General features: G+C 50.5%; 18 protein-coding genes. 11 read left to right on the top strand and 7 right to left on the bottom strand.

All coding sequences use genetic code 11. The annotated features are described in order from the left end of the window. Positions 1–145: 145 nt before the first annotated feature. The 11 genes from accD (at position 146) to hisP (ending at position 10322) form a co-directional block, all read left to right on the top strand. On the top strand, positions 146–1060 hold the full coding sequence (gene accD / locus EDF81_RS07275; protein ID WP_123347410.1) for an acetyl-CoA carboxylase, carboxyltransferase subunit beta: 915 nt from the start codon (positions 146–148) through the stop codon (positions 1058–1060). A gap of 69 nt (positions 1061–1129) precedes the next feature. Beyond that, entirely contained in the window at positions 1130–2398 is a 1269-nt protein-coding gene (gene folC / locus EDF81_RS07270; protein WP_123347409.1) for a bifunctional tetrahydrofolate synthase/dihydrofolate synthase, read from the top strand. Further along, entirely contained in the window at positions 2388–3083 is a 696-nt protein-coding gene (gene dedD / locus EDF81_RS07265; protein WP_123347408.1) for a cell division protein DedD, read from the top strand. The genes folC and dedD overlap by 11 nt, the downstream gene beginning before the upstream one ends. Positions 3084–3260: 177 nt before the next feature. Then, positions 3261–3749: a colicin V production protein gene (gene cvpA / locus EDF81_RS07260; RefSeq protein ID WP_123347407.1), complete on the top strand. Its 489-nt coding sequence runs from the start codon at positions 3261–3263 to the stop codon at positions 3747–3749. A gap of 33 nt (positions 3750–3782) precedes the next feature. Further along, positions 3783–5300 carry an amidophosphoribosyltransferase gene (gene purF, locus EDF81_RS07255; protein WP_123347406.1) on the top strand — a complete coding sequence of 506 codons (1518 nt, stop codon included), beginning with the start codon at positions 3783–3785 and terminating at the stop codon, positions 5298–5300. A gap of 95 nt (positions 5301–5395) precedes the next feature. Next, positions 5396–5965, top strand: coding sequence for a UbiX family flavin prenyltransferase (locus EDF81_RS07250; protein WP_123347405.1), 570 nt, complete (start codon positions 5396–5398; stop codon positions 5963–5965). Between the two features lie 283 nt (positions 5966–6248). Next, positions 6249–7031, top strand: coding sequence for a lysine/arginine/ornithine ABC transporter substrate-binding protein ArgT (gene argT / locus EDF81_RS07245; protein ID WP_123347404.1), 783 nt, complete (start codon positions 6249–6251; stop codon positions 7029–7031). 250 nt (positions 7032–7281) lie between these two features. After that, positions 7282–8064 carry a histidine ABC transporter substrate-binding protein HisJ gene (hisJ, locus tag EDF81_RS07240; RefSeq protein WP_123347403.1) on the top strand — a complete coding sequence of 261 codons (783 nt, stop codon included), beginning with the start codon at positions 7282–7284 and terminating at the stop codon, positions 8062–8064. A 77-nt stretch (positions 8065–8141) separates the two neighbouring features. Continuing rightward, the gene (locus tag EDF81_RS07235; protein WP_123347402.1) at positions 8142–8828 is read left to right on the top strand and encodes a histidine ABC transporter permease HisQ; all 687 of its coding nucleotides are present in this window, start codon (positions 8142–8144) and stop codon (positions 8826–8828) included. Continuing rightward, positions 8825–9541, top strand: a complete 717-nt coding sequence (locus EDF81_RS07230) for an ABC transporter permease (RefSeq protein ID WP_123347401.1) — start codon at positions 8825–8827, stop codon at positions 9539–9541. Before EDF81_RS07235 ends, EDF81_RS07230 begins: the two co-directional genes overlap by 4 nt. Before the next feature lie 7 nt (positions 9542–9548). Beyond that, positions 9549–10322, top strand: a complete 774-nt coding sequence (gene hisP, locus EDF81_RS07225) for a histidine ABC transporter ATP-binding protein HisP (protein ID WP_123347400.1) — start codon at positions 9549–9551, stop codon at positions 10320–10322. A 65-nt stretch (positions 10323–10387) separates the two neighbouring features. Here the strand turns inward: hisP and tolA are convergent, their stop codons facing one another. From tolA to EDF81_RS07185, 7 genes are all read right to left on the bottom strand, one after another. Beyond that, positions 10388–10765 (bottom strand): cell envelope integrity protein TolA, encoded by a 378-nt coding sequence (gene tolA, locus EDF81_RS07220; RefSeq protein ID WP_123347399.1) that lies wholly within the window; start codon positions 10763–10765, stop codon positions 10388–10390. 320 nt (positions 10766–11085) lie between these two features. After that, positions 11086–11463 carry a hypothetical protein gene (locus EDF81_RS07210; RefSeq protein WP_123347398.1) on the bottom strand — a complete coding sequence of 126 codons (378 nt, stop codon included), beginning with the start codon at positions 11461–11463 and terminating at the stop codon, positions 11086–11088. 383 nt (positions 11464–11846) lie between these two features. Then, entirely contained in the window at positions 11847–11987 is a 141-nt protein-coding gene (locus EDF81_RS24355) for a flagellar biosynthetic protein FliO (RefSeq protein ID WP_404851453.1), read from the bottom strand. 318 nt (positions 11988–12305) lie between these two features. Then, the gene (locus EDF81_RS07200; RefSeq protein WP_123347396.1) at positions 12306–14012 is read right to left on the bottom strand and encodes a DUF2326 domain-containing protein; all 1707 of its coding nucleotides are present in this window, start codon (positions 14010–14012) and stop codon (positions 12306–12308) included. Continuing rightward, entirely contained in the window at positions 14003–14242 is a 240-nt protein-coding gene (locus EDF81_RS24350) for an ABC-three component system middle component 6 (RefSeq protein WP_103184578.1), read from the bottom strand. Before EDF81_RS24350 ends, EDF81_RS07200 begins: the two co-directional genes overlap by 10 nt. Continuing rightward, positions 14239–14838, bottom strand: a complete 600-nt coding sequence (locus tag EDF81_RS07190; RefSeq protein WP_123347395.1) for an ABC-three component system protein — start codon at positions 14836–14838, stop codon at positions 14239–14241. Before EDF81_RS07190 ends, EDF81_RS24350 begins: the two co-directional genes overlap by 4 nt. Further along, on the bottom strand, positions 14835–15083 hold the full coding sequence (locus EDF81_RS07185; RefSeq protein WP_123347394.1) for a hypothetical protein: 249 nt from the start codon (positions 15081–15083) through the stop codon (positions 14835–14837). Before EDF81_RS07185 ends, EDF81_RS07190 begins: the two co-directional genes overlap by 4 nt. Between the last annotated feature and the right edge of the window lie 564 nt (positions 15084–15647).

Genomic DNA, 15647 nt, shown 5'->3' with positions numbered 1-15647 from the left:
TATGCGTTATCGTTCGAAATGTGCGCGACATTATTGACTATAGATAGCGAAAAATTGCATGCTGTTGTATATTGTAGCCTAATATATAAGCTAATAGTTATCCTAGTTGTTGTAAAGTAGAGTTTTTTAGACCAGAGAGCCCTCGATGAGCTGGATTGAACGAATTAAAAGCAATATAGCACCCACCCGCAAGGCAAGCATTCCTGAAGGTGTGTGGACAAAATGCGACAGCTGCGGTCAGGTACTGTATCGCGCTGAGCTTGAGCGTAACCTGGAGGTTTGCCCTAAGTGCGACCACCACATGCGTATGACGGCGCGTAATCGCCTGCATACTCTGCTGGATGAAGGTTCACTGGTAGAGCTGGGCAGCGAGCTTGAGCCAAAAGACTTGCTGAAGTTCCGCGACTCCAAGAAATACAAAGACCGTCTGGCGTCGGCCCAGAAAGAGACCGGTGAAAAAGACGCGCTGGTTGTCATGAAAGGCACGCTGCACGAGATGCCGGTTGTGGCTGCGGCCTTTGAGTTCTCCTTTATGGGTGGCTCAATGGGTTCCGTTGTTGGCGCGCGCTTTGTGCGTGCGGTCGAGCAGGCGCTCGAAGACAACTGCCCGCTGATCTGCTTCTCCGCATCCGGCGGTGCCCGTATGCAGGAAGCGCTGATGTCGCTGATGCAGATGGCTAAAACCTCCGCAGCGCTGGCGAAAATGCAGGAGCGCGGTCTGCCGTATATCTCCGTGCTGACCGACCCGACCATGGGCGGCGTTTCCGCAAGCTTTGCAATGCTGGGCGACCTCAACATCGCCGAGCCGAAGGCGCTGATCGGCTTTGCCGGCCCGCGTGTTATCGAGCAGACCGTACGTGAAAAACTGCCGCCGGGCTTCCAGCGCAGTGAATTCCTGATTGAAAAGGGCGCTATCGATATGATCGTCCGCCGTCCGGACCTGCGTCTGAAGCTGGCCAGCGTTCTGGCGAAGCTGATGAACCTTCCGGCACCCAACCCGGATGAAGCCCGCGAAAACGTGGTGGTACCGCCGGTACCGGATCAGGAACCAGGGGCCTGATAATGCAAAGGGCAGGGCCAGACGGCGCTGCCCTTTTGCTTTTACTCTCTTAAAAAATGTACGGGCATCATGGAAAAAGAATCGATTCCTCACGCCACGTCGCCCCTGGCCTCGTGGCTTTTCTATCTGGAAAACCTGCACGGTAAAACCATCGATCTGGGGCTTGAGCGCGTCAGCCAGGTTGCTGCACGTCTGGCGGTTCTGAAACCGGCTCCCTTTGTCTTTACCGTTGCCGGTACCAACGGCAAAGGCACCACCTGCCGTACGCTGGAAGCCATGCTGATGGCCGCAGGCTATCGCGTGGGTGTCTACAGCTCGCCGCACCTGGTGCGTTATACGGAGCGCGTACGCGTGCAGGGCCAGGAGCTGACCGAAGCCGACCACACCGCGGCCTTTGCCGAAATCGAAGCCGTGCGCGGTGATATCTCTCTGAGCTACTTTGAATACGGCACGCTCTCCGGCCTGTGGCTGTTTAAGCAGGCGAGACTTGACGTGGTGATCCTGGAAGTCGGTCTTGGCGGGCGTCTGGACGCCACCAATATGGTGGATGCCGACGTCGCCGTCGTCACCAGTATCGCGCTGGATCATACGGACTGGCTGGGACCGGATCGCGAAAGCATCGGCCGCGAAAAAGCGGGTATTTTCCGTGGCGGAAAACCGGCCATTGTCGGCGAGCCGGATATGCCGGAAAGCATCGCCGCCGTCGCACGCGAGAAAGGCGCGCTGTTGCAGCGTCGCGGTGCCGACTGGCACTATGACGTGAGCGATAACGGCTGGCGCTTCAGCGATGCCGCAGGTGAGCTTAACGGCCTGCCGCTGCCGCAGGTACCGCAGCCGAATGCGGCCACTGCGCTGGCGGCAATACGCGCCAGCGGCCTTGAGGTGAGCGAGACGGCAATACGCGAAGGTATCGCCAGCGCGATGCTGCCTGGACGTTTCCAGATTGTCAGCGATGCACCGCGGACGATCCTCGACGTGGCGCATAATCCCCACGCCGCGGAATATCTCGCAGGGCGTCTGAAAACGTTGCCAAAAACCGGGCGCGTACTGGCGGTCATTGGTATGCTGCATGATAAGGATATCGGCGGAACCCTGGCGCACCTCAAACCGCAGGTGAACAGCTGGTTCTGTGCGCCGCTGGAAGGCCCACGCGGCGCAACGGCAGAAGAGCTGCAGGCGTTTCTGCCGGACGCGGGCGTGTATCCGGATGTCGCGAGCGCATGGCGCGCCGCGCTGGCGGAGGCGAAGCCGGAAGATACCGTGCTGGTGTGTGGCTCTTTCCACACCGTGGCACACGTCATGGACGTAATGGACGCGGGGAGTAGCGGTGGCGAGTAAATTTCAGAATCGCTTAGTCGGAACAATTGTGCTGGTGGCGCTGGGGGTGATCGTGCTGCCAGGGCTGCTCGATGGCCAGAAAAAGCATTATAAGGACGAATTCGCGGCGATCCCGCTGGTGCCGAAGCCGGGTGATCGCGACGAGCCGGACATGTTACCGGCGGTAACCCAGGCCTTACCGGCTCAGCCGCCGGAAGGCGCGGGAGAAGAGGTTCAGGCGGGCAATGCGGCGGCGCCGTCGCTGAATGCCTCGCGGATAGCGGCCAACAACTCTGCGGAGGAGAACGGCGCGCCGTCGCCTGCGCCGGTTGTTGAACAGCCTAAGCCGAAGCCGGTCGAAAAACCGCAGCCGAAGCCTGAACCGAAACCGGAACCGCAGCGTACCGTCGTCAACGAAACGCCGGTCCCGCCAGCGGCAGAAGAGCCTGCGCCTGCCCCGAGCGGCAAAGCGTACGTTGTTCAGCTTGGCGCACTGAAAAATGCCGATAAGGTCAATGAGATAGTCTCAAAACTGCGCGGCGCGGGTTATCGGGTTTATACATCGCCATCGACGCCGGTACAGGGTAAAATCACCCGCATCCTGGTCGGTCCGGACGCGTCGCGAGACAAGTTAAAAGGATCGCTGGATGAGCTGAAACAGCTGTCCGGATTAAGCGGCGTAGTGATGGGGTATACCCCAAACTAACAGGGGATAAACCCCGGTAAATGCGCCCGCTGCGGGCTATCAGCTTAATGGCGTTGAATGTTTTTTCAGCGCCATTTTTATTTACAGTCGGGAAAGGAAATCCCTACGCAAACGTTTTCTTTTTCTGTTAGAATTCGCCCCGAACTGGATGACAGGGCGTGAAATCGTGGGACATATATGGTCTGGATTGATTACGCCATCATTGCGGTAATAGGTTTTTCCTGTCTGGTTAGCCTTATCCGCGGCTTTGTTCGTGAAGCGTTGTCGCTGGTAACATGGGGCTGTGCCTTCTTTGTTGCCAGTCACTACTACACTTACCTGTCCGTCTGGTTCACGGGCTTTGAAGACGAACTGGTACGAAATGGGATTGCTATCGCGATACTGTTTATCGCGACGCTTATCGTCGGCGCCATCGTGAACTACGTGATCGGTGCGCTGGTGGAGAAAACCGGCCTGTCGGGTACCGACAGGGTGTTGGGGATCTGCTTCGGTGCGCTACGCGGTGCGCTGATCGTCGCCGCCATTCTGTTCTTTCTCGATACCTTTACCGGCGTCTCGAAAGGTGAAGACTGGCAGAAGTCGCAGCTTATCCCACAGTTCAGTTTTATCATCAGATGGTTCTTTGAATATCTGCAAAGCTCGTCGAGTTTCTTACCCAGGACATAAGCCCTGGGGTATGGCTGAACGAGGAAAAGACCAATGTGCGGTATTGTCGGGATCGCCGGTGTTATGCCGGTAAACCAGTCTATTTATGACGCGTTAATGGTGCTACAGCACCGTGGGCAGGATGCAGCGGGTATCATCACCATCGATGCAAAAAACTGCTTCCGTCTGCGTAAAGCGAACGGGCTGGTGAATGACATTTTTGAAGCTCGTCATATGCAGCGTCTGCAGGGCAACATGGGTATCGGTCACGTACGTTACCCGACAGCAGGCAGCTCCAGCGCCTCCGAAGCACAGCCGTTTTACGTCAACTCTCCGTACGGTATTACGCTTGCCCATAACGGCAATCTGACCAATGCCCACGAGCTGCGTAAAAAGCTGTTTGAAGAGAAACGCCGCCATATCAACACCACGTCAGATTCCGAAATCCTGCTCAACGTGTTTGCCAGCGAGCTGGATAACTTCCGCCACTACCCGCTGGAAGCCGACAACATCTTTGCGGCGGTTTCCGCAACCAACCGTCAGATCCGCGGCGCATACGCCTGTGTGGCGATGATTATCGGCCACGGCATGGTTGCCTTCCGCGACCCGAACGGTATCCGTCCGCTGGTGCTGGGTAAACGCGACGTTGGCGATGGCCGTACCGAATATATGGTTGCCTCCGAGAGCGTGGCGCTCGATACGCTGGGCTTTGAGTTCCTGCGTGACGTGGCTCCGGGTGAAGCAGTCTATATCACCGAGAAAGGCCAGCTGTTCACACGCCTGTGCGCCGAGAACCCGGTCAGCAACCCGTGCCTGTTCGAATACGTCTACTTCGCACGCCCGGACTCCTTTATCGACAAAATCTCCGTCTACAGTGCCCGCGTCAATATGGGCACCAAGCTGGGGAATAAAATCGCCCGCGAGTGGGAAGACCTGGATATCGACGTGGTTATCCCGATCCCGGAAACCTCTTGCGATATCGCGCTGGAGATCGCCCGTATTCTCGACAAGCCTTACCGCCAGGGCTTTGTGAAGAACCGCTACGTTGGCCGCACCTTTATCATGCCGGGCCAGCATCTGCGCCGTAAATCGGTGCGCCGCAAGCTCAACGCCAACCGCGCGGAGTTCCGCGATAAAAACGTCCTGCTGGTGGATGACTCCATCGTGCGCGGCACCACCTCCGAGCAGATTATCGAGATGGCCCGTGAAGCGGGGGCGAAGAAAGTCTACCTGGTCTCTGCGGCACCGGAAATTCGTTTCCCGAACGTTTACGGGATCGATATGCCGACCGCCAACGAGCTGATCGCGCACGGGCGTGAAGTGGACGAGATCCGCCAGATCATCGGCGCTGACGGCCTGATTTTCCAGGACCTCGACGATCTGATCGACGCGGTACGCGCCGAGAACCCGGAAATCCAGCAGTTCGAATGCTCAGTCTTTAACGGGATCTACGTCACCAAAGACGTGGACCAGCAGTATCTCGACTACCTCGATTCCCTGCGTAACGACGATGCGAAAGCCGTCCAGCAGCAGAACGATCTCGAAAGCTTAGAGATGCATAACGAAGGCTGATCCCCTGTCGCGCCTCCGGTTCCGGGGGCGCGCTTATCTTGCAAGTGTCGGGATAATCCGGCAAAGTCTGCCCATCAGTTGAAAGGGCAATCATCATGAAACGACTTATTGTGGGCATCTCCGGTGCCAGTGGCGCGATTTACGGCGTGCGTTTACTGCAGGTATTGCAGAGCGTGGAAGGCGTCGAAAGCCATCTGGTGATGAGTCAGGCCGCCCGGCAAACCCTCTCCCTGGAAACCGATCTCTCCCTGCGCGACGTGCAGGCGCTGGCCGATGTGGTTCACGATGCCCGCGATATCGCGGCCAGTATCTCGTCCGGCTCCTTTAAAACCGCCGGGATGGTGATCCTGCCGTGCTCGATTAAAACCCTCTCCGGGATTGTGCACAGCTATACGGACAGCCTCCTGACCCGCGCGGCCGACGTGGTGCTGAAAGAGCGTCGTCCGCTGGTGCTCTGCGTGCGTGAAACGCCGCTGCATCTGGGGCATCTGCGTCTGATGACCCAGGCCGCCGAACTGGGCGCGGTAATTATGCCGCCGGTCCCGGCGTTTTATCATCGCCCTGAAAGCCTCGACGACGTGATTAACCAGACGGTAAACCGGGTGCTGGATCAGTTTGCTATCGATCTGCCCGACGATCTCTTTACCCGCTGGCAGGGCGCATAGCCCTGTGCACCGCATCGGTGCATAACGGCTCCGCTTGCTCTGTTTCAGGGCGATTTTGTAACCCCGATCATATCCTCAACATTTAATCCCTCAATTGTGCGTTTTGCGCTGCGGTTCATTCGTGGCACCTGCTATCTTCCAGGTTAATACAGAGCGATAACTTTTAATTAACATATTTAACCTGCTATCGCCGGGACGGAGCCAATGTGGCACAGGACGTGCATCGGACAGACAGCAACACACAACGCAATCGATAATAAAATCACCACATTGAGGGTATTGTATGAAGAAGACGGTTCTGGCTCTCTCTTTACTGCTGGGGCTCAGCAGCGCCGCCAGCGTTTACGCCGCGCTGCCGCAGACGGTACGTATCGGGACAGACGCCACCTATGCGCCGTTCTCATCGAAGGATGCGAAAGGGGAGTTCGTGGGCTTCGATATCGATCTTGGCAATGAAATGTGCAAGCGCATGGCCGTGAAATGCACCTGGGTAGGCAGCGATTTCGACGCGTTGATCCCGTCCCTGAAGGCGAAGAAAATTGACGCCATTATCTCTTCTCTGTCGATCACCGAGAAACGCCAGCAGGAGATCGCTTTCTCCGAGAAGCTGTACGCTGCGGATTCCCGCCTGATTGCCGCCAAAGGTTCCCCAATTCAGCCGACCCTTGATTCCCTGAAGGGCAAACACGTTGGCGTCCTGCAGGGCTCCACCCAGGAAGCTTACGGCAATGCTACCTGGCGTAGCGAAGGGGTCGATGTGGTGGCCTACGCTAACCAGGATCTGATCTACTCCGATCTCGCCGCCGGTCGTCTCGATGCCGCGTTCCAGGATGAAGTCGCCGCCAGCGAAGGCTTCCTGAAGCAGCCTGCCGGTAAAGGCTTCGACTTCGCTGGTCCGTCGGTGAAAGACAAAAAATACTTCGGTGACGGCACCGGTATCGGCCTGCGTAAGGACGACACCGAGCTGAAAGCCGCGTTCGATAAAGCCTTTACCGAACTGCGCGCCGATGGCACTTACGACAAGCTGGCGAAGAAGTACTTTAACTTTAACGTCTACGGCGATTAAGACCGCCGCGACGGACTCGCGCTGTGCCGCTTCGATGTTCGGAGCGGTGCACGCTGACGTGGATTGCATCATTATGGTGCCTGTTGTGCACCATAATGGGGCGTGAGTGCATAGTTAAGCGGTTATGATGCAAAAAAAGTCCCGTGAAGCGGGCAGAAACTTTTGCGTTGCCGGCCTGAATAATGGCACGATAACCGCTCCTTATACTTCTTATAAATCCCGTCAGAATGACCGTCGGTTGAGGATAATTATGAAAAAGTTGGTGTTATCACTTTCTCTGGTACTGGCGATGTCCAGTGTTTCCAGCGTATTCGCTGCGATCCCACAAAAAGTCCGTATCGGTACCGATCCGACCTATGCCCCGTTTGAATCGAAGAATTCACAGGGTGAGCTGGTTGGTTTTGATATCGATCTGGCAAAAGAGCTGTGTAAGCGCATTAATACGCAGTGTACCTTCGTCGAAAACCCGCTGGACGCGCTAATCCCGTCTCTGAAAGCGAAGAAAATCGACGTGATCATGTCTTCTCTGTCGATCACTGAAAAACGCCAGCAGGAGATTGCCTTTACCGACAAGCTCTATGCAGCGGATTCCCGTCTGGTGGTGAAGAAAGGCTCCGGTATCGTTCCGGACGTGGCGAAGCTTGCGGGCAAACGCGTCGGCGTACTGCAGGGCACCACTCAGGAAACCTACGGTAACGTCCACTGGGCACCGAAAAATATTGAGATCGTCTCTTATCAGGGCCAGGACAACATCTACGCTGACCTGACCGCAGGCCGTATCGACGCCGCGTTCCAGGATGAAGTCGCTGCCAGCGAAGGCTTCCTGAAGCAGCCGATTGGCAAAGATTACGAGTTTGGTGGCCCGTCCATCAAAGACGAGAAGCTGTTTGGCGTCGGGACCGGTATGGGCCTGCGCAAAGAGGACAACGAGCTGCGTGAAGCGCTGAATAAAGCCTTCGCAGAAATGCGCGCCGACGGTACCTACGAAAAACTGGCTAAGAAATATTTTGATTTTGACGTTTACGGTGGCTAATCCCCACGCGTAACGGCACCTGTCCGCGCGAGCGGGCAGGGCCGTGCCTTACGACGACACACGACAGGACAGGCTGAATGCTGTACGGGTTTTCTGGAGTCATCTTACAGGGTGCCATCGTGACGCTGGAGCTTGCGCTCAGCTCGGTGGTACTGGCAGTACTGATAGGCCTGGTGGGTGCCGGCGCAAAGCTTTCCGGTAATCGTCTGCTGGCGATTATTTTTGAAGCCTACACCACGCTGATTCGCGGTGTGCCAGACCTGGTTCTGATGCTGCTTATCTTTTACGGCCTGCAAATCGCGCTCAACAGCGTGACCGATGCGCTCGGCCTCGCGCAGTTTGATATCGACCCGATGGTGGCCGGTATTATCACCCTGGGCTTTATCTACGGGGCCTACTTTACCGAAACCTTCCGCGGCGCCTTTATGGCGGTGCCGAAAGGGCATATCGAGGCGGCGACCGCCTTCGGTTTTACCGCCAGCCAGATCTTCCGCCGCATTCTGTTTCCGTCGATGATGCGCTTTGCGCTGCCGGGGATCGGCAACAACTGGCAGGTTATCCTCAAAGCCACGGCGCTGGTGTCCCTGCTCGGCCTGGAAGATGTGGTCAAAGCCACGCAGCTCGCCGGGAAAAGCACCTGGGAACCCTTCTGGTTCGCCATCGTCTGCGGCGTGATTTATCTCTTTTTTACAACGGTGTCCAACGGCGTCCTGCTGCTGCTCGAACGCCGTTACTCGGTGGGTGTGAAGAGGGCTGACCTGTGATTGATATTCTCCAGGAGTACTGGCGCTCTCTGCTGTGGAGCGACGGCTACCGCATGACCGGCGTGGCCATCACCCTGTGGCTGCTGATCTCTTCCGTGGTGATGGGCGGGATCATGGCGGTGTTCCTCGCCATTGGCCGCGTCTCCAGCAACAAATTTATTCGTTTCCCGATCTGGCTGTTCACCTGGGTCTTTCGCGGCACGCCGCTGTACGTCCAGCTGCTGGTGTTCTACTCCGGGATGTACACCCTGGAGATCGTCAAGGGCACCGATCTGCTCAACGCCTTCTTCCGTAGCGGGCTGAACTGTACGGTGCTGGCGCTGACCCTCAACACCTGCGCCTACACCACGGAGATCTTTGCCGGGGCGATACGCTCCGTTCCGCACGGCGAGATTGAAGCCGCGCGGGCCTACGGGTTCTCCTCATTTAAACTGTACCGCTGCATCATTCTGCCGTCGGCGCTGCGCATCGCGCTGCCTGCCTACAGCAACGAGGTGATCCTGATGCTGCACTCCACCGCGCTGGCCTTTACCGCCACCGTGCCGGACCTGCTCAAGATTGCCCGCGATATCAACTCCGCGACCTACCAGCCCTTTACGGCCTTTGGTATTGCTGCGGTGCTGTATCTGATTATCTCTTATGTGCTGATTAGCCTGTTCCGCAAGGCGGAAAAGCGCTGGTTGCAGCATGTGAAACCGTCTTCGACGCACTGAGAATACGATGTCTGAGAACAAATTAAACGTTATCGATCTGCACAAGCACTACGGCGAACACGAAGTGTTGAAAGGGGTCTCGCTGCAGGCCAACGCCGGGGATGTGATCAGCATCATCGGCTCGTCCGGCTCCGGGAAAAGCACCTTTCTGCGCTGCATCAACTTCCTCGAAAAGCCGAGCGAAGGCACTCTGGTCGTTAACGGCCAGAACATCGGCCTGGTGCGGGACAAAGACGGCCAGCTTAAAGTCGCGGACAAAAACCAGCTGCGGATGCTGCGCACCCGCCTGACCATGGTCTTCCAGCACTTCAACCTGTGGAGCCATATGACGGTGCTGGAAAACGTCATGGAAGCCCCAATCCAGGTCCTGGGCCTGAGCAAAGCCGAAGCCCGCGAGCGCGCCATCAAATACCTGCAAAAAGTCGGTATCGACGAACGCGCCCAGGTCAAATACCCGGTCCACCTCTCCGGCGGCCAGCAACAGCGCGTCTCCATCGCCCGCGCATTAGCCATGGAGCCGGAAGTCCTGCTGTTCGATGAACCCACCTCCGCCCTCGACCCGGAACTGGTCGGCGAAGTCCTGCGCATCATGCAGCAGCTGGCGGAAGAGGGGAAAACCATGGTCGTGGTAACCCACGAAATGGGCTTCGCCCGCCATGTCTCTTCCCACGTCATCTTCCTGCATCAGGGGAAAATCGAAGAAGAGGGGACACCGGATGAGGTATTTGGGAATCCGAAAAGTACCAGGCTGCAGCAGTTTTTGAAGGGGTCGTTGAAGTAGGTTCGAGGAACCCAATAAAGAGAAGCCCTGGGTACTGGATATCCGGGGCTTTCAGACCAGAGGGTTTATGGCGCGAAATAGAAAGGAGAATTTTTAAACTTCAGCCAGGTCTTCTCATCCGGTGCCGGTGGCAGTTTCGCACGCGTCAATGCAGCAAGCGCCGCCTCACAAAACTCCGGATCGCCATCCTCAGCCACTGCTTTCATCAGCATTCCATCCTGCAAAATTGAAGCCCGGATAGTACATTCCTTTCCCCGCCACGACTTAATGTCCGAAAACTCCGCCGTTACCGCCTGCTGTATCTGTGCTGCATAGCTCTGGATTTTAGAAATCTCATCCTGGTTTACTTCCGGTTGGATAGCCTGTTTTTGATTACCGCTGGCGCAGGCAGCTACCAGAAATGGCAGGAGTAGCAGAAGCGGTTTGATATGTCGTGCTGACATTGGACACAATCCCTGTTAGTGAGTAGAAGAGACATAGTAGCTTACAGAAGAAGCCAAATCAGAAAAGGCACTGGAGCTTCGCTCGTATGTCCATGGGGATAACAGCCGTGCAATTCGTGCCTATGAGCGCTGCGGATTCACCGAATCCCCGTATACCATTATGAAAGCAGGTTTGTAACCTCTCCGGATACAGACGCCTGATGCGCTACCTGAATTCAGAACACAATGCCGCGTGAGCGGCATCTTTATGCCCGCTGAGTGCCAGAATCTGACGTTGCTTACATAGTTTTAAGTTTGTTTATGTGGAGTAAGTCACCGATTTATGCTTTTACTCTGCGTTGAACACCAGCCATCAGACTATGCTTCTCTTCTAAATCTAAGTCAGATGTCCATACAGTGTTATTACGGCTCCTGCGGCCTGAGGCAACGATCTTACGCTTAATTTCTTTTGGAGATATGTTATTCGCCTGGCCAGCAAGAACATAGTCTCTGGATGCTTTCTCTACTGTTTTCAGCAGATTATCAGTGAGGAGTTGTCCGTCGTTACGACATCTGCGAGTGTTAAACCGCACAGCGAATATCAACACATCCTGGTAATCAGAGCGGACAATTTCAGTTTTGAGCATCTGTTGCACACGTTTATGGGCAGTTGTCGATTTGCCCAAGTGTCTAACTGCCGCTTGCTTACTTGGTCTCATAAGATCCTCCCAAAGTTCTTCTCATAAGTATTTTATCATAACAGTTCATAAAATGCTCAATGCGTACTATCTGATCAGTTTTGTCAACAGCTTAGCCCGGGGATTATTGTTCCGCTTAACTCGAGCTTTGTCTGCAGCGTTTAGGGAATAGCCAAACGATTGATATCTATTGATAAGCCCTTTGTCTGGCCGACTTATATTGACCTGGCTTATACCATATGCATCAGCGAAGCTCTCTGAAATAATCAGGGCAATCGGCATGACGAAACCTTTCAAGGGATGGTCATTGGGATTTCCTTCGAGGTAGCGAAGGGTTATGCAAAGCCGTTTTTTAGAACGCCTCCCAAGCATCAACCCGCAAAGAAAATCGCGGCATCGAATACTTACATCAATGCGCTTGGTCTGGTTACACTTTTCTTGGCTCCAGTTGAAGTCAATAAATTGACGTTTTTCTGGCAGACGCCAATTACTACTAGCCTCTTCTGAATCTGAATAATAAATATGACCCAATACGATTTCAGCAACCGGCAGTTGGCTACTAAACTTCGCAGTAATGGAAATCATTGCATCAGCGATTGCCTGAGAATAGATTAACTCATGTGTTAGCTCTTCATCGGCAGAAAGGATGTCAGCTTGTTCCGACGCCATATCAACTCCCTTTTCATTATTTTTACCATAACCTGTAACTGAAACCATTTATTGATGTTTAAAGCAGACATTGATATCAGTTCCTCGTCCAGCGCTAACAGTAATATTTGATTTTGTGCTGCACGAGAGAACTGTCACATCAAACCTCAGTTAGTACACATGAGGGGTCTACCAGTTTTTTTTGGCAGACAATTCTAGCATTTAAAGAACTTATCGTTTTCACTTAGTTCCAAAATAGTGCTTGTAGCTATGGTTTTGCCATTAATGCTAGCCAGTTTGTCTTTTAATATCGCTATTATATATTGTCCATCAATTGTAGCAGCTATATCAAAAAGGGTTTTAATTTGGTTCTGATGTATTGCTTCAATTCCATCATGTGCAACAAAACGTATAAATCTAGATGATATTTCCTCTTGAAGTGAAAGATATGCAAGATCAAAAGCGGAAACCTGAGCTTTTTTCTTTCCATCACCTAGATTGCCTTGTGATTGTATATTACCAATAGGGTCAATGGTGAATTGAAATAGATCGGATTTATATTCGTAACTGAGTATGAATTCTTCATTGTAAAGTTGGCGAGTGTATTTTGAAAAGTATTTATTGAAGATTTTAAGGTTGTCATCGAACTGACTTATATATTTATCTATTTTAAATGAAATATTTTTGAGCTTAATCGTGAGAGCATTAACCTTTGATTCATATTCTTCGATTTGGTTTAATGAGCTTTCAAAACTACCTTTGCTTTCGTATAGTTTGTTTATATCTTTTTGTAATAACTGCAGGTCACTTAAAGAACCAAGTTTAGATAGTTCTTTTAATATTTCTGACTCCTTTTTAAGCCAGATACCTAGTTTATTATTTTTGGAAGATATTTCACTTTCTAAACTTGTCATTTGTGACTCGATAAACTCAACTTTCTTGACGATCATTTGATTATAAAAATTTAAAGCATCCTCGAAAGTTTTATTTAGAACGCCAACACGTTCTGTTGCTTCATTATACAGTTTTTTTAGGTCGTCAGGATTGGAATTGTCTTGTTGTACAAGTAAACTCTTAATAGCTTGTTCATTAAGAGAACGTCTCATATTCATGCTGGCTAAGTCTAATGATAAAGTTGAGATTTCAACCTTAATATCATTCAACTCTTGCATCTGCTGGTCATATGATGCGCCTAAATCATAATTATCAATATTACTAGCACTATTTTCAATCTCACGATTAATCACTTCAAGAGATTGTTCTAATGCATTTTTAGATTTTAATTTTGTTAATAATTTAAATTCGGTATCAATTTTTTTTAAATTCTTGGTGACACTTTGTTTTTCTGAAAGTAATGAGGCATCCTCAAACCCAAAAAGAAATAAATTAAGCGTCTCATACTCAGAGTAATTGCTCTTATTGAATAACGTTTTTAATGTGTTAGACATTTTATCGGGCGTATCCCGAACAACACGAGTCATTATTTGTCTTAAAGTTGGCTTGTCAGCTGAGCTGTAAAAAAGAGCAACTTTTAGATCATGACAAAAGTTTTTTAAGTTTTTGTATTCAATATTATTTATTTTACAAAGTACTTTTGGTTCCGATAGTGCTTTTCTATAAATGACTAGTGGGGAGTTATTTTTAGATAATAATGTTAGTGTAAACTCAACTTCATTATCTATAAGAAAGCTTCGTATAATCTCATTATCTTTTTTAAACTCTGGATCAGTATAGAATAGCTCTTGCTTGCATCCGAAACAAAAATCTAATGATCTTAGGGCTGTCGTTTTACCAACACTATTCCCAGTTTCTGAATCAGTGAGTGTACTTTTATCAACAATTAAGTTAACCCCTTTTTTGAAAGTAATGTTTCTAATCTCACCTAAAAGTGGTGAGCTGACTATGAGATTGCTCAAAAACATATGACAATATCTCCTTTGTCATTAATTTCTAAAAGGTCGAGAAGGAAAAGCCAGTTTAAAGCGTACATATATTGCACGAAACTTACTTTCGAAGGAACTATTGTTTGAAACTTCTCAAATAAAATTATGCTATCCAATATCTTTGATGGTTGAGACTGAATGCATTGAATCAATTTTGCACCTAAGTAATAAATAGTATTTTGTGGTTTAATGCTATTGGAAATAATCATAATGGTTTTTCCAATACTTTGCATTCCACGAAAGCGTGGAAAACTATATATTCAGCGTGCATTTCAATTTCTTCAATAGAGACCGCTGCGGAATTCAAAGCATTAATACATGTTTTTTTTACGTGATCAATAACGCAGCGAATTATCCCATCTGAATTATCTTTTATTATTTGTAAGAATGCTTTGTCTTTTTCTATTTTAAATTCTATTTTTTTTAGATGAGTTTTGTTTTCTATTTGGAGATCACCAATACAGTCACGATAATATTGGTTTATTCTGTTTAATGATTTTTCCCTAGCTGCTGGCATCTTTTCATTTAGGGCTTGGTATGACTTTTCAATCATATTATTGTATAGATAGAAATCTTCTATTCTACTTCTGTATTTTATAACGTCATTGAAGTCTATTTTACCCTCAATATCATAGGCGGAATAATCATCTTGCAAACTACTATCTTGAAAATTGTCCATAGAAGCAATTATTTCAACAAGATTCATGAAGATAGAAGGGGAACGCACAATGTCGATTGATGATGTTAAAAAATTATTCTGTATATTTGTTGAGCCCAATCCACCACGTTGTTGAATACTATTCATTTTTTGTTGTCTCCATTTGTACCGGAGAAATAATTATTTTGAGTATTCTGTGAAAAAGCACCACCCTTTTGTGTCGCAGTGTTTTGGATGGTTGATTCTTTTTTAGTCTTAATGAGGGTGCCTAAAAAACCAACAAACAAGCTCAGGGATGTAAAATACAAATTATTACTATGCAATGATATAGCTGCTACGAAGGCTGCAATCGAGCCTATTAAAGTCAATAATCGAATGATTAGCTTAATCATTTTCTTCCCTTTTTAACCATGTAATGCACTGATACATAACATTTTTTATACCACTTAACTCATCTGCTGTTGACAAGCTAAAATTTAAATGGTTCCAGAGATTATACCCATGTTTTCTTTGTTGAAAATAGAATTTTAGTACGAAAGTACATACCGCATTCAACCGCATAAAATTGCATTCGTTTTTCTGATTTACAAAAACTAGTGTTACCTTTAACAGTAAGTGATTGAGGTCTGGCTGCACCTGCATTAAAACCGACACATGAAGGGTGCTGGTGTGGCAGGGATAGCATTGCGCGCTTGAGTGTTTAATTATGTCGGTGTGGCGTTGAGAGATGCGCAGACATATCACGTTGTAGTTGTGGCGTTACGCAGTGTGAGGTACGTCTGAGGAAGTGAGAAGAGGGCGTTAAAAAGCCACTACCTGAGCGACCTGAGCGGCTGATATCGGGGATATACGGTGGCTGTCAGTGTAAGTATCTCACTTAACCGGAGCACTCATTTTTAGAAATTTTCCAGCGGGCTGATTATATCTTGGGCTAGCCCCCATTGGACTAATACACC

The sequence above is a fragment of the Enterobacter sp. BIGb0383 genome (assembly GCF_003751845.1).
In the GTDB taxonomy this organism is placed as follows: Bacteria; Pseudomonadota; Gammaproteobacteria; order Enterobacterales; family Enterobacteriaceae; genus BIGb0383.
The sequence above is the reverse complement of the archived record's forward strand: the minus strand, read 5'-3'. Positions and strand labels throughout refer to the sequence as shown.

Coding starts and splice junctions, on each gene's coding strand:
- accD (WP_123347410.1), top strand. CDS start 146: ATGAGCTGGATTGAACGAATTAAAAGCAATATAGCACCCACCCGCAAG.
- folC (WP_123347409.1), top strand. CDS start 1,130: ATGGAAAAAGAATCGATTCCTCACGCCACGTCGCCCCTGGCCTCGTGG.
- cvpA (WP_123347407.1), top strand. CDS start 3,261: ATGGTCTGGATTGATTACGCCATCATTGCGGTAATAGGTTTTTCCTGT.
- purF (WP_123347406.1), top strand. CDS start 3,783: ATGTGCGGTATTGTCGGGATCGCCGGTGTTATGCCGGTAAACCAGTCT.
- EDF81_RS07250 (WP_123347405.1), top strand. CDS start 5,396: ATGAAACGACTTATTGTGGGCATCTCCGGTGCCAGTGGCGCGATTTAC.
- argT (WP_123347404.1), top strand. CDS start 6,249: ATGAAGAAGACGGTTCTGGCTCTCTCTTTACTGCTGGGGCTCAGCAGC.
- hisJ (WP_123347403.1), top strand. CDS start 7,282: ATGAAAAAGTTGGTGTTATCACTTTCTCTGGTACTGGCGATGTCCAGT.
- EDF81_RS07235 (WP_123347402.1), top strand. CDS start 8,142: ATGCTGTACGGGTTTTCTGGAGTCATCTTACAGGGTGCCATCGTGACG.
- hisP (WP_123347400.1), top strand. CDS start 9,549: ATGTCTGAGAACAAATTAAACGTTATCGATCTGCACAAGCACTACGGC.
- tolA (WP_123347399.1), bottom strand. CDS start 10,765: ATGTCAGCACGACATATCAAACCGCTTCTGCTACTCCTGCCATTTCTG.
- EDF81_RS07210 (WP_123347398.1), bottom strand. CDS start 11,463: ATGAGACCAAGTAAGCAAGCGGCAGTTAGACACTTGGGCAAATCGACA.
- EDF81_RS07200 (WP_123347396.1), bottom strand. CDS start 14,012: ATGTTTTTGAGCAATCTCATAGTCAGCTCACCACTTTTAGGTGAGATT.
- EDF81_RS24350 (WP_103184578.1), bottom strand. CDS start 14,242: ATGATTATTTCCAATAGCATTAAACCACAAAATACTATTTATTACTTA.
- EDF81_RS07190 (WP_123347395.1), bottom strand. CDS start 14,838: ATGAATAGTATTCAACAACGTGGTGGATTGGGCTCAACAAATATACAG.
- EDF81_RS07185 (WP_123347394.1), bottom strand. CDS start 15,083: ATGATTAAGCTAATCATTCGATTATTGACTTTAATAGGCTCGATTGCA.